At 45.0% G+C, this 24312-nt stretch carries 15 protein-coding genes; 8 read left to right on the top strand and 7 right to left on the bottom strand.

The features are described 5' to 3' along the window. Positions 1-586: 586 nt before the first annotated feature. Both AB4307_RS00765 and AB4307_RS00760 read right to left on the bottom strand, forming a co-directional pair. Positions 587-1177 (bottom strand): AbiU2 domain-containing protein, encoded by a 591-nt coding sequence (locus AB4307_RS00765; protein ID WP_372130796.1) that lies wholly within the window; start codon positions 1175-1177, stop codon positions 587-589. Between the two features lie 329 nt (positions 1178-1506). Beyond that, on the bottom strand, positions 1507-4089 hold the full coding sequence (locus tag AB4307_RS00760; RefSeq protein ID WP_372130794.1) for a molybdopterin oxidoreductase family protein: 2583 nt from the start codon (positions 4087-4089) through the stop codon (positions 1507-1509). Between the two features lie 472 nt (positions 4090-4561). Between AB4307_RS00760 and nirB the strand changes: the two genes are divergently transcribed. The 4 genes from nirB (at position 4562) to AB4307_RS00740 (ending at position 11124) form a co-directional block, all read left to right on the top strand. Beyond that, positions 4562-7141 (top strand): nitrite reductase large subunit NirB, encoded by a 2580-nt coding sequence (gene nirB, locus AB4307_RS00755; protein WP_372130793.1) that lies wholly within the window; start codon positions 4562-4564, stop codon positions 7139-7141. Positions 7142-7208: 67 nt separating this feature from the next. Continuing rightward, positions 7209-7553 carry a nitrite reductase small subunit NirD gene (gene nirD / locus AB4307_RS00750; RefSeq protein WP_372130791.1) on the top strand — a complete coding sequence of 115 codons (345 nt, stop codon included), beginning with the start codon at positions 7209-7211 and terminating at the stop codon, positions 7551-7553. A 143-nt stretch (positions 7554-7696) separates the two neighbouring features. Beyond that, positions 7697-9166, top strand: coding sequence for a NarK family nitrate/nitrite MFS transporter (locus AB4307_RS00745; protein ID WP_372130789.1), 1470 nt, complete (start codon positions 7697-7699; stop codon positions 9164-9166). Between the two features lie 167 nt (positions 9167-9333). After that, positions 9334-11124, top strand: coding sequence for a bifunctional protein-serine/threonine kinase/phosphatase (locus AB4307_RS00740; protein ID WP_372130787.1), 1791 nt, complete (start codon positions 9334-9336; stop codon positions 11122-11124). Positions 11125-11191: 67 nt separating this feature from the next. Here the strand turns inward: AB4307_RS00740 and cra are convergent, their stop codons facing one another. After that, positions 11192-12196, bottom strand: coding sequence for a catabolite repressor/activator (gene cra / locus AB4307_RS00735; RefSeq protein WP_372072850.1), 1005 nt, complete (start codon positions 12194-12196; stop codon positions 11192-11194). 385 nt (positions 12197-12581) lie between these two features. Here cra and fruB point away from each other — a divergent pair, with 385 nt between their 5' ends. Genes fruB through fruA form a run of 3 tightly spaced genes read left to right on the top strand, consistent with a single transcriptional unit; the run spans position 12582 to position 16460 of the window. Then, positions 12582-13715 carry a fused PTS fructose transporter subunit IIA/HPr protein gene (gene fruB, locus AB4307_RS00730; RefSeq protein WP_050633085.1) on the top strand — a complete coding sequence of 378 codons (1134 nt, stop codon included), beginning with the start codon at positions 12582-12584 and terminating at the stop codon, positions 13713-13715. Positions 13716-13724: 9 nt separating this feature from the next. After that, positions 13725-14702: a 1-phosphofructokinase gene (pfkB, locus tag AB4307_RS00725; RefSeq protein WP_372130785.1), complete on the top strand. Its 978-nt coding sequence runs from the start codon at positions 13725-13727 to the stop codon at positions 14700-14702. 15 nt (positions 14703-14717) lie between these two features. Beyond that, the gene (fruA, locus tag AB4307_RS00720) at positions 14718-16460 is read left to right on the top strand and encodes a PTS fructose transporter subunit IIBC (RefSeq protein WP_372130784.1); all 1743 of its coding nucleotides are present in this window, start codon (positions 14718-14720) and stop codon (positions 16458-16460) included. Positions 16461-16625: 165 nt separating this feature from the next. Here fruA and AB4307_RS00715 read toward each other — a convergent pair whose 3' ends face one another. The 3 genes from AB4307_RS00715 to yghU form a co-directional block, all read right to left on the bottom strand. Continuing rightward, on the bottom strand, positions 16626-16949 hold the full coding sequence (locus AB4307_RS00715; protein WP_017060873.1) for a DOPA 4,5-dioxygenase family protein: 324 nt from the start codon (positions 16947-16949) through the stop codon (positions 16626-16628). Positions 16950-17153: 204 nt separating this feature from the next. After that, entirely contained in the window at positions 17154-21623 is a 4470-nt protein-coding gene (locus AB4307_RS00710) for an SslE/AcfD family lipoprotein zinc metalloprotease (protein ID WP_372130782.1), read from the bottom strand. Between the two features lie 276 nt (positions 21624-21899). After that, a complete protein-coding gene (gene yghU / locus AB4307_RS00705; RefSeq protein WP_372111645.1) occupies positions 21900-22757 on the bottom strand; it encodes a glutathione-dependent disulfide-bond oxidoreductase in 858 nt (285 codons plus the stop codon). Positions 22758-23041: 284 nt separating this feature from the next. Between yghU and AB4307_RS00700 the strand changes: the two genes are divergently transcribed. Further along, positions 23042-23386: a YajD family HNH nuclease gene (locus AB4307_RS00700; RefSeq protein ID WP_017060876.1), complete on the top strand. Its 345-nt coding sequence runs from the start codon at positions 23042-23044 to the stop codon at positions 23384-23386. 180 nt (positions 23387-23566) lie between these two features. Here AB4307_RS00700 and AB4307_RS00695 read toward each other — a convergent pair whose 3' ends face one another. After that, complete coding sequence (locus AB4307_RS00695) at positions 23567-23947, bottom strand: hypothetical protein (protein ID WP_017064770.1); 381 nt, start codon at positions 23945-23947, stop codon at positions 23567-23569. Positions 23948-24312 lie beyond the last annotated feature (365 nt).

The following is a 24312-nucleotide window of genomic DNA, read 5'->3' as shown; positions in this document are numbered from 1 at the left end:
GTACTTTTCGCCATTTTTTGGAGGGTGTCAGCATTAAAGAATTGCTTAAATTGCTTCTGTAAGGAGATAATCGTCATCGGCTTCACTATTGATGTAGGTAGTTTGTTTGGCGACGATTATCTGATCATAAATGAAGCCTTTTTTCTATCTAAATAAACAAGTTAGCTCTTAAGATCCTGTCTATGATGCTGCTTAAGTAGAAACCTAAGCAGCATAAAGAGTTAAACCCACCGGGTCATTGCAGACGCTAATGATGGAGATAGGTTAAGACCACTTGCGGAGAGCCTGTTAATGCGGCGGACACACTAGATGTCATCTAACGAATAAGGCACCGCAGTCGCGCAAGTCATCAGGGCCACGACGTATGCGAATCGTCGATAAGTAGGCCGAATGTAGAGCGGCAGTCCAAAACCCATCAACATAAGTTTAGCGGATGTTTGACAACCGGGGGAATCCATGTAGCCGCGTTAAGTGGTGAGCAACGCAGACCACCCTACTAAACTATTGTGCAGTAAACACTAAATTCAAAGCAAACTGAGAATGCCAAGCGTTGAGAATCCGTCTTAAACGCTTTGTATGGTACATTTCATCGAACATCTAGACCAAGAGCTTTTCGCCCCGCCTCCAAGATGTCCAATAGGTGCCCAGCCTTATAATTGTCATCTAGATTTCTAGAAAAGAACTCATGACTACGGTTTCTCTTGTCGATTGAGATGGTGTTAAACACCAATTCTAAACTATCAATGATCAACTCAATTTCTTTTATTGGTACGGTTGGCAAACCGAAGTTTAACTTATTGTTCAGATCATTGTGCGAAATGCGTTTATTTCTATGCATTTTGATTTTTGTAAAATTTGCCGAGATATCAGATTGTGCAGTTTCAATGATTTCTGATGCCTCCGACGAAAATGGTTCGTAGGTTGAGACAAGTTTTTTCAAGCTTAGATTATCTTTACCACTAGTTTTTTCAGGGTCTAGTAACCTAGAAATAATCAATAGCACATGATCATGTAACCTCAACTTAACGGTATCAAATAATAACGGATGTGACGGAAAAAGAACTTCACGTCTGCGTTCTTTATGTTGATGTCCATATAGATCTATAAACAAATACCAATGATTCTCTAGATCCCATAATTCCTTTTTAAACGCTTCAAGAATATCAAATTGACTCATAATTTCCCTATGTACCATAACAGCTATATTAGACAGAATAATTCTTCATTTTGTCCCTGAAACAATTCTGTCTAGTAATCTAAACAGTTCAGGCTCTGTCTAATAACCCATTTAATAACATTATCTTACCTACTTATCTTCGTATCAAACATGACGAAAAGCAGAAATTTTCCATATAGTTTCTGCAAAATGCAGAAAACTCCCCAATATGTGAGTAAACCGCAGCTCGATAATGAATAGTCATATCTTTGAATATCGTGTTTTCAAACAAAAACGCCGACGTAATTGTCGGCGCTTAACTCTTGGTATTAATAGGTTAGAGGTAGTTACTACTTCGCCATAGTACTCAAAAACTCGGCTTCGAACTCTTCATCGGCTTCTCGGGTTAGGCATTCCACCAGCCAATCGATGCTTTGATGGTCGAGCTTACTGTTCACCACGAATGCTTGCTTTACACCAGATTGACCCAGCTTGGCAGAGCCGTAGTTCTTGAATGATTTATTGCCGTGGTAATGGAGTGATTTAATCGCTTCTGCGTCAGGTTCTGGCAAGGCATCGAGGGTATTAGCAAGCTGAATAACCAGCTCCATAGGGTTCTTAGATGATGAGATGCGATACAGAAAACCGCCCTCCACTCTTTGGCGAACCCAATAATCAAAGCCGCTGCAATCCATCACCTTATCACTGACCAGTGCCGCTTCGCTGCGATAACCACACGGCTCTACGACAACAGGTGTGTGTTTAAACTCTGGTTGGCCTGAAGCAGCATCGGTATGAGGCAAGATCAAGTCACACGGTTTGCTGTCTTTGGCGGTCGGTGCGTTCCAATGGATAGGCATGAAGACTTGTTCACGGCGCATCTCTTTGGTCACCACCAAGCGGGCTTGGCACTCCCCTTGTGCGCTGCGCACTTTCACCACTGGATTAATGGTCGCGTGGTTGAAAGCATCTAGCCCGAACTCATCCAAGTTCAGTTCTGAAACCGTATCTGGGTGCATTGCAACAAAAGGCTCTGGGGTGTGTTCACCTAAACCTGCGGCCAAGCCTGTGCGGCTCATGGTGTGCCATTGGTCTCGGATTCGACCTGTGTTCATGATAAGTGGGAATTCAAGGCTGGTATCGGCAATCGGTTTGTCGTGCTCAACTGCAATAAACTGCGCTTTGCCAGATTCTGTAAAGAACTCACCATTGGTGAACATACGCTGTTCGATGATCTCAGGTTGATACTCAAGTACTGGCCATTGCTGTGGAGTAAGTTCGCCATAGCCTTTCTCATCCAGTTGCGTGAGTCCAATCAAGCATAAGTCACGCGCTTTACCTGTTTCATTGCCGAGCGCTGTCATCTCGCAATACTCTTTAAAGATCTCACCTTCGTGGCGGAAATCGAATTGCTCTTTGAATCCCATTTTTTGTGCGACTTCTTTTAATATCCACCAATCGGGTTTGGCTTCCCCTGGGCTTGGTAACACGCGGCGTTGACGTGAGATTCGGCGTTCAGAGTTGGTCACAGTGCCCGATTTCTCACTCCACCCTTGCGCGGGTAGCACTACATCAGCCAAGCGAGTGGTTTCCGTATCGGCAATGCAGTCAGATACCACCACAAATGGGCACTTCTCTAATGCGGCTTTGATTTTTTCGCTGTCAGGCAGGCTCACAACTGGGTTGGTTGCCATGATCCACACGGCTTTGATTTTGCCTTCATTCATGGCATCAAACAGGTCAATCGCTTTTAAACCCGCATGTGTGGCTAAGCTGTCGGTTTGCCAGAACTCGCTGACGGTCTGGTGTGATTGCGGGTCACCAAATTCAAAGTGCGCCGCTAAGGTATTGGCTAAACCGCCCACTTCTCGCCCACCCATCGCGTTCGGCTGGCCCGTTACAGAAAATGGCCCCATGCCCGGTTTACCGATTTTCCCGGTGGCTAAATGGCAGTTAATAATGGCGTTTACCTTGTCGCACCCTTGTGTGGATTGGTTCACGCCTTGGGAGTAAATGGTCAGCACCTTCTCGTTCGATGCAAACAAACTGTAGAACTGTTTTAGCTGCTGCTCTGTTAACCCTGTCAGCTCAGGAACGCTTTTGTCGCCCCAGCCTGATTCGGTATAGCGATATTGAGTTGCAGATCGAATCGATTCAGTAAAGCCTTGAGTGTGGTTTTCTATGTAGTCTGCATCTAGCTTGTCGTTATCGTCGAGATAGCCCAATAAGCCGTTAAACAGCGCCACGTCTGAGCCAGATTCCAATGCCAAGTGAATATCTGCAATTTCACAAGTGTCGGTATAACGCGGGTCGATGACGATAACTTTCAATGCGGGGTTGGCTTGTTTCGCGGCTCTTAATCTTTGGAAAAGTACCGGGTGACACCATGCTAGGTTAGAGCCTGTAATCACGACTAGATCGGCTTGCTCGAGATCTTCGTAGCATACCGGTACGGTGTCTGCGCCAAATGCACGCTTATGCCCGACCACAGTTGAAGCCATACATAGCCTAGAGTTACTGTCGATGTTGCCACTACCAATGAAGCCTTTCATCAGTTTATTGGCAACGTAATAGTCTTCGGTAAGCAGCTGACCAGACACATAGAACGCAACCGAATCGGCCCCAAATTCTTCGATGGTTTGATTAAATTTGTCTGCGACCAACTGAGTGGCACTGTTCCAATCCAGCTCTTGTTTTTGCTCATTCTGAATATAAGCAGGCTGTGTAAGACGACCCAAAGGCGTGACGGTGTCGCCGAGCGCGATCCCTTTAGTACATAGCTTTCCATAGTTTGATGGATGATCTTTATCACCACGTACTTCTAGTTTTCCTAGCGATGTCGGTCTCGCTTCTATTCCACACCCTACACCACAATAAGCACAGGTCGATTTTATCCAGCCGTTGTTTGAATCGGTCATCCGTTTCTCGCTCAATTATCCATAATTGTAATAAGTGAAAACAAGCAAATAACACGCCACTTAATAGCAGTTGATGAATAGTAAGTAATTTAATTTAAAAACAACAACTTAATAAAAACACAAATATCAGCAATGAACCAATTAGAACTTAACCAAGATAGAAACTTAATTTTTGCACCATCTTGCTGAAAGTTGCACCACAAACGCTCATTTATATAAATCTAACAAAAATTTTACATACCACTTTAGGGGTAATTGCGTGCCACCTCTATTTTTTAAACCACTGAAAATTATAAGTTAATTTTTATTTAAATGAACGAAACGTAATCTGGCATCCTCCTTGCTCCACTAAAAACCAAGACTTAGAAAAAACATTTTTGTTTTTCTTGATGATTATGAATTGAGTGGAATCTCAACCCGGTATTCATCTGCTAACGACTAGAAATTAGATGCTAGTGATGGTGACGCCGAGAATAAGGAATGGATTATGAGCAAGAAGAAAATCGTCGTTGTTGGTAACGGCATGGTTGGACACAAATTTATCGACAACATCCTGCAATCAGACAGTGATGAGTTTGATGTGATTACTTTTAGTGAAGAGCCAAGGCTGGCCTACGACCGTGTTCAGCTAACGTCTTACTTTAATGGTAAAAGCGCTGATGACCTGTCATTGACCAGTGAAGAGTATTACCAAAGCAACGGCGTGAACTACTTGTTGAACCAGAAGGTTGCCAAGCTAGACACCGCCAATCAACAAGTCATCACTGAAAGTGGTCACGTTGAAAGTTACGACAAGCTAATCTTGGCGACGGGCTCTTTCCCTTTTGTTCCCCCTATTCCCGGTAACGACCAAGAACACTGTCACGTTTATCGCACCATCGAAGACTTAGACGCCATCGAGCTTTCAAGCAAAGGCAGCAAATCTGGCGTGGTGATTGGTGGTGGTCTGCTTGGCTTAGAGGCCGCAAACGCAGTCAAAAACCTTGGCTTAGAAACCCATGTGGTTGAATTTGCTCCACGCCTGATGGCCGTTCAGTTAGATGACGGTGGCGGCGCCCTACTGCGCAGAAAGATTGAAGACCTTGGTGTGCAAGTTCATACCGAGAAAGCGACCTCTGAAATAGTCGACGGAGAAAACGCTCGCTACCGCATGAACTTCGCAGACGGCACCCACTTAGAAACCGATATGATCGTATTCTCTGCCGGTATTCGCCCTCAAGATGAGCTAGCAAGAAGCTCTGATGTCGAGATTGGCGAGCGTGGCGGTATTGTGATCAACAATCACTGTCAAACCAATATCGACAACGTTTACGCCATTGGAGAATGTGCCCTTTGGGATAACAAGATCTTCGGCTTAGTGGCTCCCGGTTATTCGATGGCAAAAATCGCGGCTTCGCATATTGTCTCTGACGGTACTGACGATGCATTTACGGGCGCAGACATGAGCACCAAACTCAAACTGCTTGGCGTCGATGTGGCCAGTATTGGCGAAGTACACGGCAAGACGGAAGGCGCTCAATCGTATACCTACAACGATGAAATTGAACAAGTTTATAAGCGCCTGATCATCTCGGCAGACGGCACAAAGATTGTCGGTGCCGTATTGGTCGGTGATGCAGAAGCCTACGGTTCGCTACTGCAAATCAAGCAAAACGATATGCCCCTTCCTGAAAACCCATCGGTATTGATTTTACCTAACGTGGCCGATGATTCTGGCTCGGCAATGGGTGTTGAAGCTCTGCCAGACAGCGCAGTGATCTGTTCATGTTTTGATGTAACCAAAGGCGACATTAAAGAGGCGGTTTCTGCTGGCTGCACCACGATGGCTGCACTGAAAGAAACCACTAATGCTTCAACAGGTTGTGGCGGTTGTTCTGCCCTTGCGAAACAGGTTCTCGATAGCGAGCTAAGTAACCTAGGTGTAGAAGTCTCTAACGATATCTGTGAGCACTTTGCTTATTCTCGCCAAGAGCTTACCGACATCATCCGTGTCAACAAAATCAAGACCTTCGACGAGCTGTTAGATTCTCACGGCAACGGATTAGGCTGTACTGTGTGTAAACCGGCTGTCGGTTCGATTCTGGCTTCGTACTGGAACGATTACATCCTTGAAGATCAACATATCGAGCTGCAAGACACCAACGACATCTACCTTGGCAACATGCAAAAAGACGGCACTTACTCGGTGGTTCCGCGTATCGCTGGCGGTGAAATTACTCCAGATAAATTGATCGTGCTTGGTGAAGTCGCTAAAGAGTTCGACCTCTACACCAAAATCACGGGCGGTCAGCGTGTCGACTTGTTTGGCGCACAGCTTAACGAACTGCCTATCATCTGGAAAAAGCTGATTGATGCAGGTTTTGAAACTGGCCACGCCTACGGTAAATCGGTTCGTACCGTGAAATCGTGTGTAGGTAGCACTTGGTGTCGATACGGTGTCGACGACAGTGTTGGCTTAGCGATTCGACTTGAGAACCGCTACAAAGGCCTGCGTTCACCACACAAGATCAAGTTTGCGGTTTCAGGCTGTACTCGTGAATGTGCAGAAGCCCAATCAAAAGATTTTGGCATTATCGCCACCGACAAAGGTTGGAACCTCTACATCTGTGGTAACGGCGGTATGCGCCCTCGCCATGGTGACCTTTTCGCTACCGACCTTGATGAAACCACACTCCTTAAATACATCGACCGCGTTTTGATGTTCTACACACGTACCGCAGACCGCTTACAGCGTACATCGGTATGGATGGAGAACCTTGAAGGCGGCATCGAATACCTCAAGCAAGTCGTGATTGAAGACAAGCTCAACGTTGCTGAAGAACTTGAGGCCGATATCGCCCTCAACATCGAAAAATACCAGTGTGAGTGGAAAACCACCATCGAAAACCCTGAAAAGATGAAACGCTTCCAGCACTACATCAACAGCGAAGAAATGGACACTAGCCTGTCATTCATCAAAGAACGAGAGCAGCGTTTTCCTAAGCCGAGCTTGAGCTCTTCTTCCGATTCAAAACGCGATGAAAAGCTCGCTAAAGCAGACCAAATCGAAGTGACTGAGGTTTCATAAATTTCATCAGGTTCATCAGGTTCATCAATAAAAAAATAAAAACTCAATTTTAGACTAGGAGAAAGTCATGGAAAATTGGACAACCGTATGCAGCACCAGCGATCTAACCCCAAACGGGGGAATTTGCGCCAAAGTAGACGATAACCAAGTGGCTATTTTTTACTGCAAGCGCAGCGACACGCTTTATGGGCTCTCTAATTACGACCCTATCGGCAAGGCGAATGTGATGTCACGTGGTATAATTGGTTCATTAAGCGGAGAACCTTACGTGGCCTCACCCTTATACAAGCAGCATTACCACTTAGAAACTGGCGAATGTCTTGAACAGCCTGAGCTCAAGCTCGTGAAATTTGAAGTTCGCAAGCAAGGAGAACAAGTTCAAGTTCTCGCACCACTTGCTATCGACAGTTAACTAAACCGCCGACACCATCATGCAAACGCTTATTGGCGTGCGCAATTTCGGCACAGGGTTTATGCACATTAAAAGCGTTCTAAGTTCGGAAGTAACGCAGGTGCACAAACCGGGTAATTTTCCAGATTTAAAGGATTTAAACCATGGATAACACTAAATTTTCGCTGCTTTCATTTACGGGTAAGATGAAGGTATTACACCTAAGCTGGATGGCCTTTTTCATTACCTTTGTTGTGTGGTTCAACTTTGCCCCACTACTGCAAATGGTAAAAACTACGCTTGGTCTTTCTACTGAAGAGATCAAAACCCTCCTGATCCTCAACGTTGCATTGACCATTCCGGCACGTGTCGCAATAGGCATGCTAACCGATAGATACGGCCCAAGGTTGGTTTACTCTTCGCTACTCGCGGTCTGTTCTATCCCTTGTTTCATGTTTGCTCTGGCAGACTCTTTTATTCAAGCGGCGATTGCTCGTTTCCTATTAGGCTTCATCGGTGCAGGCTTCGTTGTCGGTATTCGTCTAGTGTCTGAGTGGTTCCCACACAATGAACTGGGTACGGCAGAAGGTATTTACGGCGGCTGGGGTAACTTCGGTTCAGCAGCGGCAGCATTCACGCTTCCAACTCTGGCTTTAGCGTTTGGTGGTGAAGACGGCTGGCGTTATGCGGTCGGTATTACTGGCGTAATGAGTTTAGCGTTCTCGTTTGTGTTCTACAAAAACGTAACGGATACACCAAAAGGTTCTACTTACTTCAAACCGGCTCAAGTAACGGCAATGGAAGTGACATCAAAGGGTGACTTTTTCTTCCTACTTATTATGAAGATCCCGATGTATGCCGCACTAGCGCTACTGACATGGAAGCTATCACCAAGCAACATCAACATGCTGTCTGACATGGCGGTTTACTCTGTGTATGCAGGTTTGGCTGCGCTTTACGTGTACGAAGTGTCGCAAGTTTGTAAAGTAAACAAGAACGTATTTAAAGAAGAAGTGCCTGAGATTCACCAGTACAAGTTCAAGCAAGTAGCGGTACTTAACGTATTGTACTTCGCAACATTTGGTTCTGAACTGGCTGTGGTTTCTATGCTGCCACTGTTCTTCTCTGAAACCTTTGAATTAACACCGGTTCTTGCAGGTATGGTTGCATCGGCTTATGCCTTTATGAACCTAATGTCTCGCCCAGGTGGTGGTTGGATTTCAGATAAATTCGGTCGTAAACCAACACTGCTTATTCTAACGATTGGTCTTGCTGTGGGTTACTTCGCAATGGGTCAAGTCGACAGCACATGGCCTGTATGGCTAGCGGTTGTTGCGGCGATGGCGTGTTCTTTCTTCGTGCAAGCGGGTGAAGGTGCGGTATTCGCAACGGTTCCTCTAATCAAGCGTCGTATGACAGGTCAAATTGCAGGTATGACGGGCGCTTACGGTAACGTGGGTGCAGTAGTTTACCTAACTGTGTTGTCATTCGTGAGCTACCAAACCTTCTTCTTAGTGATTGCTGCAACAGCGGTACTTGGCTTTGTGACTCTACTGTTCATGGAAGAGCCTAACGGTCAAATCGCCGAAGTAAACGACGATGGCAGTGTCACGCTGATTAATGTTTCAAGCTAGGTCTGTACTATGAAGCATTGATATTATTGAATCGGGAGAAGCACCTTAGCGGATACATCAATGCTAGGTGCTTCGTTCAAAGGCTCTAAGTTCACTAGGGCTTTTGTTCTTCCTAGGATGTTCTGTCAAGGAAGCGGGAAGAAGAGCAGTTAAGAAGAAGACCAGTTATGACAATTTCATTCAGCCAAGGGCAAGTCATCACGCCAGAATCCAACAACCAGTTAACGCTTAAGTTTGGTGGTTATTCGAATCAAGGCATACGTGATGAAAATCAAGATGCCATCATTGTAAAACACCCAAAAACTCGCGCAGAGCAAGAGTTGAAAGGCAGTGTTGCCTGCATAGCAGACGGGGCAAGTTGCAGTGAACACGGCCAGAAAGCCAGTCACACCAGCGTGATGCAGTTTATCGACGACTATTACGCAACCCCCCAAAGCTGGAGCATTCAACGTTCGGCGCAAAAGGTCTTAACGTCCCTCAATTCTTGGCTCTTCAACACGTCTGTTTCTAATATTCATCCCGCACAACAAGTGAACCACAATGCCCTCGTTTCGACGTTCAGCAGCGTGATATTAAAATCAAACACCGCACATATATTCCACGTTGGCGACAGCCGCATTTACTTACTCAGAGATGGAGAATTACGCCAACTGACCCGCGACCACACCCGTAAAAATATGGGACAGAAGCATTATCTTACACGCGCCTTAGGCATGGACAACCAACTCAACGTTGACTATCAAACCCTGCCTATCAAGAAAAACGACTGCTTTATCCTGACATCTGATGGCGTGCACGAGTTTGTATCTCCCAACACCTTCAAAGAACACATCGATAAACCCGGAGCGGATTTCGAATACGCAGCGCAAACCATCTGTAACACCGCTTTAAGCCACAATAGCTCAGACAACGTGAGCTGCTTGATTGTGCAAGTCAGCCATCTGCCTAAACCTTCGCTGATTGAATTCCATGAAAAACTGGCTAAACGTGCTATCCCACCCGCTTTAAAGCTCGGCCAAAGTATCGACAACTTCATGGTGCTTGAGGTGTTGTATGCAGGTTCAAGAAGCCATGTGTATCGTGTGATGCAGAAAGAGACACAAACTGAGTTCGTGCTGAAAGTCCCTTCCGTTCAATATCACGATAGCCCTTCGCAACTCAGAGCTTTCTTCAATGAACAATGGGCAGGGATCTTGTTAAAAAACAAGAGAGTAATGAAGGTTTACCCGACGCCAGAGAACTCGCAATTCTTATATCAAATCTGCGAATGGGTAGAAGGCATCACGCTAAGACAATGGATGTACGACAATCCAAAACCGTCACTCAATGAAGTGCGCGACATACTAGAAAAGATCACACAAGGCATTCGAGTATTACAACGTGCAGACATGGTGCACCGAGACTTAAAGCCGGAAAACATCATGATTCAACGTGATGGTGAGGTTAAAATCATCGACCTTGGTGCGGTATTAGTGAGAGGCCTTGAAGAGGGAGAGCTCACCGACAAAGACGACACACCATTAGGCGCGGTCAATTACATAGCGCCAGAGACCATCAAGCACAACACGGCCACCACAAGCTCGGATCTGTTCTCTATCGCTGTGATCGGCTATGAGATGCTAACCGGTGGATTGCCCTACTCTGAAATGACTGCACAATCGCTTAAGCAATCTCGTCATCATCAGTGGGAATACCAACCCATCACACAGAAACGAGCTGACTTGCCAAGTTGGGTAGATTTGGTGTTACAAAAAGCCTGCGCGGAATCACCAAGCGAACGTCATCAAGTGTTAGGGGATTTTGTGGCAGATCTTTACACACCAAACCAAAGCTTGGTCAAAAGCAAAGCCAAGCAACCTTTGATAAACCGAAACCCGATCCAGTTTTGGAAAGTGTTGGCTTTGTTGCTCGGCATTGTTGCCATTGTAGAAATGGGCTTATTGCTGAGTTCTAGTTAATTGCAGGTTCGAGTTAAAACCAAGTTCGAGCTAAACGCGAGGCTTCTAGCCAAGCGTAAAATTCGAGCTAGCCTCGTTTTACTAAGCTTCTTGGCACTAGCTCAATACCCGCTTGGTAACGTTTAGCAGACGCGTTTAAAGCCAAAGCAAAGGCGCTGTCTGCAATCACTTCGAATTGCTGTGGCAGTGAGTGGACTTTAAAAGGTAAGAAATCCAATAAACGATTATCACCAAAGGTTGCCAGCTTTACTTGGCTGATCAGTTCTGGCTTTTCAACCATCACATCCAACACACCTTCTAGTAAGGTATAAGACATAGTGACAATGGCATCGGGCACTGTGCCTTTGGCAATCCAACCCTCAAAAATCTCACGCCCTGATTCTCTATCAAAGTGCTCACCATAACCCAAAACCGTCGGCTTGTTTTCGGTTAGCCCTGTTTGTTGAGTATGTGCTTTATTCGCCGCTTCAAAACCCAACTGACGTTCACGTGAAATGTTCAGATCAGGCAGTGCACCAATCAAACCAACACTATGAATGCTGTCATCAAGAATCGAGTGCGTCAGTTCAAATGCCGCTTCGAAGTCTTCACTGATCACGCAGGCAAAATGTTCATCGTCTAACGGACGGTCAATCGCGATGACTGGTGTGCCTGAGTTTTGCAGTTTCAAGTAGAACTCATTGGCGTCTGGCATAGAGCTCGCCACCAGCAAGGCATCGATACGACGGCTAACAAGCGCTTCCGCAACTTTACGTTCGGTTTCAGCGTCATCATCTGAGCAACCAATCAAAATTTGATAACCCACTTTACGTGAGTTCTGCTCTATCAATTTTGCTAAACGCGCGTAACTGCTGTTTTCCAAGTCAGGAATAATCAAACCAAATGAACGGCTATTACCAGCGCGCAACGACGAAGCAGCATGGTCTGGTCGGTAGTTATACTCTTCCACGACTGCCATTACTTTCTGCTGAGTCTTTTCACTGATTCTGTATTTCTGCGCCTTGCCATTAATAACATAGCTGGCTGTCGTTTTCGACACACCGGCTAGTTTGGCAATCTCATCTAGTGTCATATGGGTGACCTGTATTTTGTGCGTAGGATCATATAACCAATCTTCTGATCCTTGGATTAGTTGAATTATATGCTGAATCGATTCAGTATAAAAGCTGAAAGGATTCAGCAAAATCTGAAAAGTGACTTCAATCATCCTTTTGAATGGATTGAGCGTCATTTGTCGTGATTCAGCTTCTTGTTGTTAACGAAACTGGAATTACGACACGCAGCAAAACTATTTTGAAAACCAAAATCGGCTTTGCTGAATTTTTTTACACTGAATACTGAACCGATTCAGCTAATGTAAAACAAAGAGTTAAGCAACGAGCCAAGCTCCATAAATCTTGCTCTAGACTGAATCGTAGCGATACACAAATTCTCAAGCGATACGCTAAAGAGGCACCATGCTTAAATTATCAAAATCTGACATCACTCTAGGCCAAACTGCCGAAGACAAATTCAAAGCAATCCAGAACATTGCTGGCGACCTGACAGCTAAAGGTTTAGTTGACTCTGGTTACGTTGAAGGAATGCTGAACCGTGAAAACCAGAACTCTACGTTCCTAGGTAACGGCATCGCGATTCCTCACGGAACGACGGATACTCGTGGCCTAGTGAAAGAGACAGGCGTTGCAGTACACCACTTCCCTGAAGGTATTGATTGGGCAGACGGCAACCGTGTTTACGTTGCGATTGGTATTGCAGCTAAATCAGACGAGCACTTAGGCATTCTTAAGCAGCTGACCAAAGTTCTGGCGGCTGACGGTGTTGAAGATAAATTAAAGCAAGCGAAATCAGAAGACGAAATCATCGCCCTACTTAACGGTGAAGTTCAGCTAGAAGCCGACCTAGACGCTTCTTTGGTTCAACTACTGTTCCCTGCGAGCGACATGATTCAAATGTCTGCAGTTGCGGGCGGCCTACTTAAAAACACAGGTTGCACAGACAACGCATTCGTTGCTGACCTAGTAACAAAAACACCGACTCACCTAGGCCAAGGCCTGTGGTTGTTGGGCAGCGATAAAGGCGTAACACGCACTGGCGTATCTTTCGTTTCAACAGCGAACCATTGTGAATACGAAGGCACACCAGTGAAAGCATTGGTAGCATTCGCAGCTTGCAACAGCGCACACCAATCTATTCTAGCAAACCTAAGCAAGATGGTTTTCGAAGGTAAACAGCAACAACTGTTAACCGCTGACGCAGCGCAAGTAATTGGCCTTCTAAAAGGTGAAGCGGTTTCTACAGCTTCTCAAGACGACGACAACTGCGCAGTATTCAAAATCAAAAACGCACACGGCCTACACGCTCGTCCGGGTGCAATGCTAGTCGCTGAAGCGAAGAAATTCGAATCAACAATCCGCGTTTCAAACCTAGATGGCGACGGAAAAGAAGTGAACGCGAAGAGCTTGATGAAAGTCATCGCACTTGGCGTTAAACACGGCCACCAACTTCAGTTTGTTGCTGAAGGTGATGACGCAGCACAAGCACTTGAATCGATTGGTAAAGCTATCGCTTCAGGCCTTGGCGAAGGTTAAGGAGTCGATATGTCTGATAAACAAATCAAAGCCGTTACTGTAACGCTTAACCCTGCTCTAGACCTGACAGGCGCTATCGACGCACTAAATGTAGGTTCAGTTAGCCTAGTAAACAAAGGCTCTCTGCATGCAGCGGGCAAAGGCGTAAACGTAGCAAAAATTCTTTCAGAGCTTGGCGCGAAAGTGACCGTAACAGGTTTCCTTGGTCGCAATAACGAAGAGGCCTTCTGCCAACTGTTCGAACAAATGAGCGCAACAGACCGTTTCATCCGTGTTGATGGCGCAACTCGCATCAACGTGAAACTGGTAGAGAACTCTGGCCAAGTAAGCGACATCAACTTCCCTGGTGTTCCTGTTAATGCTGACGCGATTAAAGCGTTTGAAGAAACCTTGCTAGAACTGGCTGAAACACACGATTATTTCGTGATTGCTGGCAGCTTGCCGCAAGGCGTATCACCAGAGCTGTGCGCTTCTTGGGTACAACGCTTACGTGACCTAGGCAAAAAGGTTCTTTTCGACAGCAGCCGTGACGCACTTAAAGCCGGTATCAATGCACAACCATGGTTGATCAAACCAAACGATGAAGAGCTGTCTCAGCTGTTCAATGCCGAACTGACAACTCGTGACCAATGCCAACACGCGGGCCAAGCCCTAAGTGAAAAAGGTATTGAGAACATCGTGGTATCACTTGGCGCTGAAGGCGTGATGTGGCTTAACCAAGGTGAATGGTTACATGCTCAACCACCGCGCATGCAAGTAGTAAGCACAGTAGGTGCAGGCGACACCTTAGTTGCTGGCCTATGTTGGGGTCACATGCAACAGATGCCAAAACCAGAACTTATTAAATTCGCAACCGCCCTATCTGCTCTAGCAGTTTCACAGGTAGGCGTGGGCATCACCAGCCAACAAGAGCTGGATTCAGTACTACAAAATATCCAATTACAGTCGCTTAGTGCTCCAACTAGCCAGTTAGACACAAGCAAATAGGACAAAAGGTTTATTATGAATATTACCATTATCACAGCTTGCCCTAGTGGCGTAGCAAACAGCATCATCGCAGCAGGCTTGTTAGAGCAAGCGACAAAAGCACTGGGTTGGAACGCCGCTATTGAATGTCAATCAAGCGTGTTACCTGACTCAACTGTATCGCAAGACGCTATCGACAGCAGCGACGTTGTGGTTATCGCAGCTAACAAAAATGTTGATAAAGCACGTTTTGTTGGTAAGAAAGTGTACCAAGCGGCAATCTCTGAATGCACAGCTGATGCAAAAGCATTCCTAGAGAAAGCGGTAGTAGAAGCAACGGTATTAGACGCTTCTCAAGCTGAAAGCACTGTTGAAGTGACTGGTACGTCACCTGCTACAGGTAGCAAAAAAATCGTAGCGATTACCGCTTGCCCAACGGGTGTTGCACACACCTTTATGGCAGCTGAAGCGCTTGAAGCAGAAGGCAAACGCCTAGGTCACCAAATCAAAGTGGAAACTCGCGGCTCTGTAGGTGCGAAAAACCAACTGACAGACCAAGAAATCGCAGACGCTGATCTGGTTATCATCGCAGCAGATATCGACGTTCCTCTGGATCGTTTTAACGGCAAAGCGCTATACAAAACAACGACAAGCCCTGCTTTGAAGAAAACAAAGCAAGAGATGGAAAAAGCATTCGCAGAAGCTAAACCATACCAACACACAGCATCTTCAAATTCAGCGCCTGCTGACGAGAAGAAAGGCGTATACAAGCACCTAATGACAGGTGTTTCTCACATGCTTCCAGTAGTGGTTGCGGGCGGTTTGATCATCGCACTCTCTTTCGTATTCGGTATCGAAGCGTTTAAAGAAGAAGGCACACTGGCTGCAGCACTGATGACTATCGGTGGTGGTTCTGCATTCGCACTGATGATTCCTGTTCTTGCTGGTTTCATTGCATTCTCAATTGCTGACCGTCCGGGTCTAGCTCCAGGTCTAATCGGCGGTATGCTGGCTAGCTCAACGGGTGCAGGTTTCCTAGGTGGTATCGCAGCAGGTTTCATTGCCGGTTACGCAGCGAAATTCATTGCCGACAAGGTCCAACTTCCACAATCCATGGAAGCCCTCAAGCCAATCCTGATCATTCCGTTTATCGCGAGTTTGTTCACTGGTCTTGTGATGGTTTACATCGTGGGTGGCCCTGTTTCTGGCGTGATGAGCGCAATGACAACTTTCCTAAACAACATGGGAACGTCTAATGCGATTCTTCTGGGTGTGATTCTAGGCGCAATGATGTGTTTCGACCTTGGTGGTCCAGTAAACAAAGCAGCTTACACATTCGGTGTTGGTCTATTGGCTTCGCAAACTTACGCACCAATGGCAGCAATCATGGCAGCAGGTATGGTTCCAGCTCTAGGTATGGGCCTTGCGACTTTCCTAGTGAAAGACAAGTTTGAAGCAGGCGAGCGTGAAGCAGGTAAAGCATCATTCGTTCTTGGCCTATGTTTCATCTCTGAAGGTGCAATCCCATTCGCAGCGAAAGATCCAATGCGTGTTATCCCAGCTTGTATGGCAGGTGGTGCACTAACAGGTGCTCTATCAATGATGTTTGGTGCACAGCTAATGGCTCCACACGGCGGTCTATTCGTACTACTGATTCCTGGCGCTATCTCTCCAGTACTGATGTACCTAGTGGCGATTGCAGCAGGTACGGCAGTAACAGGTTTTGGTTACGCAGCTCTTAAAAAGATGAGCGATTCTAAGGCAACAGCAGAGGCTTAATCCCCCGAATCTGGTTAACGGTTCAGCCCGATAACCAGAGGCTCTTGATAACCGGTTTCTTGGTAAAACGGCTTCTTAAAACAAAGGCTCCTCATTTGAGGAGCCTTTTTATTGTTCATGTATTTTCCGGTCGGAATGAGTTAAGTGCAATATTGGTATATTTGATTAGCTAGTAAGCGTTTCTTCAAAGACACCCAATTCACGACCAAGCCAGATCGCTCGTACTGTGTGATCCAAAGTTTCTTCACCGCCAGTTACGGGGTGAATAAGCACCGACATATCACCGCGTTCTTGCTCAAGCCATTCAACAATGCCCGACTCTTTGTTCGCAAAGTGAATCTCAAACATTGGCATCTTATGTGGACCAACCAAACGCTGTATTAATGGGAAAACCTCTAATACATCTTTACGTTCCGCTAAAATTTTCTGACGCAGTGTTTCTGCTTGCTCTGCAAATCGCAGAGGGAAATAGATATGACCGTGGTACATGGCACCATCCTTTAGAATTATGATGCGAACAGTTTAACCTGCTTTCTCTAGCAAGGACAGTCAACCAATGGCAGCCGAAGTATTAAACATCATGTAGAAGACTGATCTAGCTGAAATTTCTAGAGCATTCCAACAAAAACGCCACACGTAGTTTCAGTGTGGCGTTTGTTTTTAAGCTATAAAATGCTTTAGCAATAATTAGCGTTAGTAAATTGAATCAACATTCAAAGGACTGTTGTTTGGTTTCTCTAGTTTTAATTGTTCAACCGCACTAAGACCTTTAGAGCTAATTCCGCCACTATAAGACTTCGTGCCATCAGCATTAGTCATGGACGTTTCGCCCACGTTCCAAACTTCAAAGAAGTCACTTAAGTCATAGTTTGAAACATAAGAAGCGCACACCATCATTAGGTCTCCACCAGAAAGCCCAGTATCGCTAGCACTACAATAGTTCGTATTCGAGTCGCCTTCTCTATCACCTCGAGCTTTACGGTGCATAAGTTTGAACATGTTCCAGCCTTCATCTTCACCATACACATCAGATTGGCTTGCGCCGCGTGTATACCAATCATCAATTGCAAAGTTCGATTTTGCCCAGATTTTTAGCTGACCAAACATAACTAATCGTAAACCTGCATCACCATGTGACCACGCATGTTCATTATTAAGCTCTAGCCATTTAGGTGCTTTCTTAATATCCGATTTAATACGATCCATTTCAGGGTTTGCATTGCGCCCCTCTAACTCCTGCATATACAACGCAAGAAGGTTATTGGTCACTTCTGTACTACCAGCCGCAAGGAAAGGAGCTGATGCTAAGTTGTGACCAACTTCATGCCACAACAACCAATCGTTCACAGGGTTGGTTGGAATGTATGTCCGATTTGCGTTAAAGCTTGAATTCATCACTGGGTAGCCAGAGTGAGCAGCGCCAATCGAAATCTGCACGTCATTCACAAAACGATGGCGGAACGCATTCAGTTCTGGATAAGTGAACCTACGGTGTAAACCAGTGCTTTGTTTCTCATCACGCCCGTAGAAGTCACTTGCCGCTTCAGCGAATCGATTCATATCTGTTGCGAATTGGTTCAAATCAGCGGATTCTAGATTCCTGATTGGTGTAGTGTAAATAAATGAACCCGTATCGATTTCTGCAATTGGTGCGTCTGCCGATTGAATAGTGTTAATCCACTGTCCCTCTTTCCACCAAGCCGCTTTTAACGCGCCATCAATGCTAAACGAGACTTCACCAAGCTCTTTTACTTTCGGTTGAATGTAAATAAGGCCACCATACGGAACCTTGAAAGTTAAGCTCGAACCATTGTAGTCAAAGCTGGTTTGCATACGTGGAGGGCGTTTCAAACTCGTTTCGTGATTCGGCTTACCTGTAAGATCATCCGCGATCATCACAGTAATCGTAGCTGCCACGCCATCTTGAATGGTTACTTCTTGTAATTGAGGTGCCCACAGACCTGTCGATTGATTGTTTCCTGCCGAATACGTCACCGCTTTACCGTTGGTCTGAACCATTACCGTACTTGACGAAGATGCCCCCGAAGTTCGACCCGGATACATTGTGGTATCAACAACGATTTCATGATCCCAGAATGAGCGCCCCAACATAATACGAGTCAGAGGTTTCTCCATGTAATTTAATGGATAGCTAGGATTCAACTGCCCAGATAACTCACCTTCGCCATGAATCATTCCATTAGCGACTAACGACGCTTTTAGGTCAACAGGACACTGTGCATCCATTGTGTCTGTTTGATGTAAGTCTTCGGTATAACAGTTAAGGAACTGAACAGCCTGCTTGAACCCCAACTCATCTTGTATTTCTGTTTCAAAATGGTATGCGTTGTCATTCCACATCCAAACAGACAGGTTATCAAACGCTTGATTCAATTCGCTGTTAGACAGACGCTTACCTTGAGTACCTTTTGTTCTATAGTAAATTTCATGCTCATAAAGCGCCGTAAAGTTAGTGCCCAAGTTCGCCGCTTTAACCATGCTACCAACAACAGCTTCACTTACTTCATAGCGATCAAAGTCTGCGCGATGATAAGCACCACGAACAGTAACACCGTCTCCAGAACGAGTCTCAATACAGTTAAATTCATATTCATAATCGTTTGTACAAAGATCAGTTCCAACAAATGCAGATTGCAGTTCTTTGATCGCCGCTTCACGCTCTTCTGCCGATTCAACAAAGATACGTGCGGATTTTTTCTCCATTACTGTTACACCAGACGCATCAAGCACTGGCTTCCCTTCAGCGTCTAACTTAGTAACCTCATAAGTCGGGATCTCAAACTTAATCTTGGACTCATCTTTGATCCACTCAACCGTACCATCTTGATTTACCGTGAATGGAGGCTCTCCTTGGTTATCTTGAAAACGCTCAAGAACCACCATTTCCTTTTGACTCTTCACGTGAAGATTAGGATAAGGTGCTTGGCAGTAATAAGAGCTACCGCAGAAAGCTTGGTTTGTCGGGGTAACGTTTTCACCACCAAGAGATACACCTACGGCATCTGCCAAGCGTCCAACAGGTTCAGGATTAGTCGTTTGAATCGCATCCATAAACAAGATATTGCCACCGTCATTAACATAGTTAATAAGAGCCGTAATATCGTCTTGGTTTAAGTTCGGGTTATCCAAGTCAGCAACAAACTGGTTAGTCATGCCATCTTGAACCAACTTAGGGGGATATGCCTGAAGGATCAAAATCGGCGTATTACTCGCATCCAAATCATCAAAGTCACCTGAACCACGCTTTTCTACTGACGCAAAACCATACTGAGGACTAACAAAAAACGTGTACTGCTTACCCATTGTGGAGTGGTGATAAGCCGAATAGGCTTGGTCAATATTGGTCACTGCATTCATCCCAGCAATAGGCAAACCATTATTGAACCACTCAAACAAGTTCGAGAAAAACAACCTCATGCTGCCTTGGTCATCATGTAGTAGGTTTTCAAACTTCGAAACAGTGCACTGTTGTTTGTTGCTGTCGATATGTAATGTGCGATTAGCCCAATAATTCTCTGGGCATGACAGAATACTTGGATATAAGCCATTGCCCATGAACACGACCTTACCTTTGCCTATCTCGCCTGCAGTAACGAATGGGAAACCATAAGTCGCGTTGTCTTCAGAGACTAAAGGAATCGGAGGCATCGAGATACTTGGGTGTTGTGCGATGTAAGGTTTGCCTTCACGAGTCCAAGCCTGCTTCTCACCAAAATAAAGCTGACGGTTTTTATCAGTTCTTGGCATCATCACAGGGAATGCTCTGTTCGATATGTTCAGAGCTCGCATACCACGGGTATACCCCGTCGCACCGTAAAAACTACCATTGTCATTGAAAACATGGAATGTGGTGACGTTGTGGAAGATTTGCTGCAGAGACTCCGTAACATACTGACCAGAATCCATTGATAAAACGGCAGGTTGACGAACATAATCCATAAACTGAGGCGTTTGGCGCAGCTGCTCATCGATTACTGCCGTTAACCCTTGGCTAAACTGACCAACAAACTCATTAGGAAGTTCAAAGTCTGTACCCTCTATTAATCCCCCATTTGGCAGAGTTAGGTTGATCAGTTCATTTATAACGTTAGGGTACTTTGAAAAGGTACCTTGGACTTCTTCAGATATCTCATAATGACTTACATGATCAAGCGCGTAGCGCTCTAGTAATGACTGGATATTCGCTTTCTCAACCACATTATTGGTCACATCAGACAATTTATAAGCAATCTGATTACCCGTAATGGAGCCAAACTCAAACGTATCAATACCAAAAACGATTCTGTCGCCCCACAGGTACTCAAAGATTCCCTCTTCATCCGTCACGCCCGTCGCGTTAGCCGAAAAGAAACTGATCCCAGAAATCGCTTTACCATTAGCGTCTGTAAGCTTACTGCGAGTTAACACCTTACCTTCAACACTTGGCTTATAAGCATAGGTAGACTCTGCGTCTGCAGAAACAAAACCAGCGTTAAGGTTATTGTCCGCATTAGGGTCAACCGCAGGAACAACTGTTGTGTCTACGTGTGAACTAGGAGCCTTACCTACTTCATCTGTAGACTCTTCTTCTTTCGATGAAAAGTACGCATCGACAGCATCTTGATCATCAAGTTGCGAGAACACACCTTCAATATCAAAAGCATCCAGTTCTTTTAAACAGATAGCACTTTCAGTCTCACAAACATCAATTGATTCGAGTACCTTAGTAACGTTGTCTCCATGTAATTCTGTCAACTCAAATGCCGCATGAAGCGCATCATTTGAAATCGTGCTTTCTGTAACTTCAGGGAAAGGAGCAGTGAAATCACCTAAAGTAAGGTGACCCAAGGTACAACTAAAACTCACGCCTTGTTTAACACTGAACGTTCCGTTTTCAAGATGAATGCCGTCACAGTACACATCTCCAGACACAAACGCCCCACTCGACAACAGTGAACCTATGTAAGTTGTTGGGGGGATAATATCTGTTGGCGGAAGAATATCCGTTGGTGGAACAATATCTGTCGGAGGAAGAATGTCCGTTGGTGGTACAATATCTGTTGGAGGAACCGTATCAGGGCCGTCACTATAGCTTAGTGAATCGTGATTACACCCGGAAAGAGCCGTGGATATGATAGCCAACGCAATTAAGTTTTTTTTCATTGAGCGAAGTTAGTCGTAATTTAAAGTGGACCGTTATCTTATAGATTTACTCCACCTCGATGACTATTGTTTTTTGTCTTAACCACAAAGACCATTACTCATAAGCGATTGAATAAGAAAAACAAAATGATAATTGAGACTCTCATTCCAATTACAAAACCTCTCCCTACCTTAAAACGGAAAAACGCCATATCTCGATTGAGATATGGCGTTTCAATTAGCCATTAACATTAAGACCGATAGGGTATATCTGCCAAAAACACGTTCAAAAAAGAACTAAGGCTTAAGCTTTAAAACTCGGTCAATGTCTTCTGCAGAATGGCGCTCTGGTACTTGCTCCCACTCTTCGCCAAATGAACGATTAACCACTCGGCCGCGTTGGAAACCTTCACGCGCTTCTAGCTGCTTCGCCCAGCGCACAACGTTGGTGTAAGACTCAACTTGTAGAAATTCGGCTGCGTCGTAAATTTTGCCAAGTACTAAGTTACCGTACCAAGGCCAAATCGCGATATCAGCGATGCTTAACTCGTCACCCGCCACAAATGTGTTATTTGCGAGCTGTTTGTCTAACACATCTAGTTGACGCTTAGCTTCCATTGCGAAGCGGTTAATTGGGTACTCTTGCTTTTCATCCGCGTAAGCGTAGAAGTGACCAAAACCACCACCTAGGAATGGCGCAGAACCTTGTGCCCAGAACAACCAGTTAATGGTTTGTGTTCTTGCTGCCCCTTTTTTTGGTAAGAAGTGACCAAATTTTTCTGCTAGATGCATCAAGATAGATGCCGATTCGAATACATTCACGTCTTCGTCACCAGACTTGTCGACAAGTGCTGGTATTTTGGAGTTTGGATTCACGCCAACAAAGCCAGAAGAGAACTGATCAGCCTCACCAATGTTGATCAAGTACGCATCATATTCAGCTTCTTTAACACCCGCCGCTAACAACTCTTCCAGCAAGATAGTGACTTTTTGACCGTTAGGTGTGCCAAGAGAATACAATTGAAAAGCATGGTCACCAACAGGAAGCTCTTTATCAAAGCGAGCTCCAGATTCAGGACTATTGATGTTTGCCCACTTGTTACCACCAGCAGTATCGTTAACCCAAACTTTTGGCGGAGTGTATTGTTCTGACATGATATTTCCTTATTAATATAGGGTCTCACAAACTGATATTAGGTCACATGCCTGCGGTTAAAACCCCTGAATACGATTTATTTTCAAACTGTTAAGCATGGCTTATTCCAGAAAGACATAACCCGCTTAAGCGTTAGTGTGTAGAAGGTAAGTCTGTATTCAAACTTCAATCTAATATCGATAAGTCCACTGCATCATTTAGCAATGATTTTACGAACGACATACCGACAGCTTCAAGAAAGCTGTGATAAAATCGGGATATTACAATTGATAAGGATTTGGCAATGTCTTCTGATTTCACAGGTTCGAGTGCAGCGTATGCTCGCCAAGAGAAAGGCTACCGCGAAAAAGCACTAAAACTGTACCCTTGGGTTTGTGGTAAATGTGCGCGCGAATTTGTTTACTCAAACCTCCGAGAGCTTACCGTTCACCACGTGGATCACGACCATACAAACAACCCTGAAGATGGCAGCAACTGGGAGCTACTGTGCCTGTACTGTCACGATCATGAGCATTCAAAATACACTGACCATGAGCGTTATGGTGTGGATGCAAAAGCGAGTTTAGATGATCATCAGTCAGCGACACACAACCCGTTCGCCGATCTCGCTAAGATGATGAAGAAATAACACACCTTCAGAGTAGTCTTTGGTAGATGGTAACTGCTAGATAATAGATACATAACAAGTAACCCCAGTATGTCACCATACTGGGGTTTCTTTTATCTGCCGTCATAACCAAATAATAGAGTTCAGGTAGGCAGGATCAAAAAAGCCTTCCGAAGAAGGCTTTTTAAGAATCAAATCGAATTATGCTGCCGCTTGCTTGCGAGACTCTTCTACCTTCTTAGCGCGTTGTTTTAGCGTCAATTTATCGCGGTATGCAAACCAAACGTAAGACACAACCACTAAGAAGAACAGGTATGACAATGAGAAAATGAACGGCGATTGAATGATATCGTTCGAGATACCCCAAGAAACACCGATAACAGTCACTGCAATTTTCGCAAAAAAGCCACACATCAATAGCACTAATGCCAACTGTGGGAAACGCGTACTGCGGAATGCAAGCCAGTAGCAACTACCAACTGCTAGAGCCGCAACATAGAAGCCGAATAGGAAAGAGTGAATATGGTCAGCTGCCGCTACACCACCAGAAATTGACATCAATAAAATTAAAAACAGTTTCATAATACTCGCCTCACCATAAGTTGGAAACGCATCCTTTCAAATTTGGAATCTCAGTTTGCATGCTATTTTCCCACTTTTTACGGACAACACAACCCCTCCAATCGAACAAAATGTAAGCAAAAGTACTAACAAAAATCACCCTTAACAATTGCTTAACATTCTGTTTTTAATAAAACTCCGTTACTCCTTGTCTCATATGAACAAAGCGCTGTTACGATTTATTTTGTTACACAAATTTAACCTTGGAAATTAATTAAAATTATTTGTAACTCTGTGATATCCGCACGCAATACGCGTCTATTCAAAAACCATCACCTCAAAATCCCTGAAATAATAAGAAGACAGAGCGAAAAAGAACAAAATAG

Source organism: Vibrio sp. 10N.261.52.C2, from assembly GCF_041471425.1.
In the GTDB taxonomy this organism is placed as follows: domain Bacteria; phylum Pseudomonadota; class Gammaproteobacteria; order Enterobacterales; family Vibrionaceae; genus Vibrio; species Vibrio crassostreae_C.
Note: the sequence above shows the minus strand (reverse complement) of the source record. Positions and strands in the feature narration are given on the sequence as shown.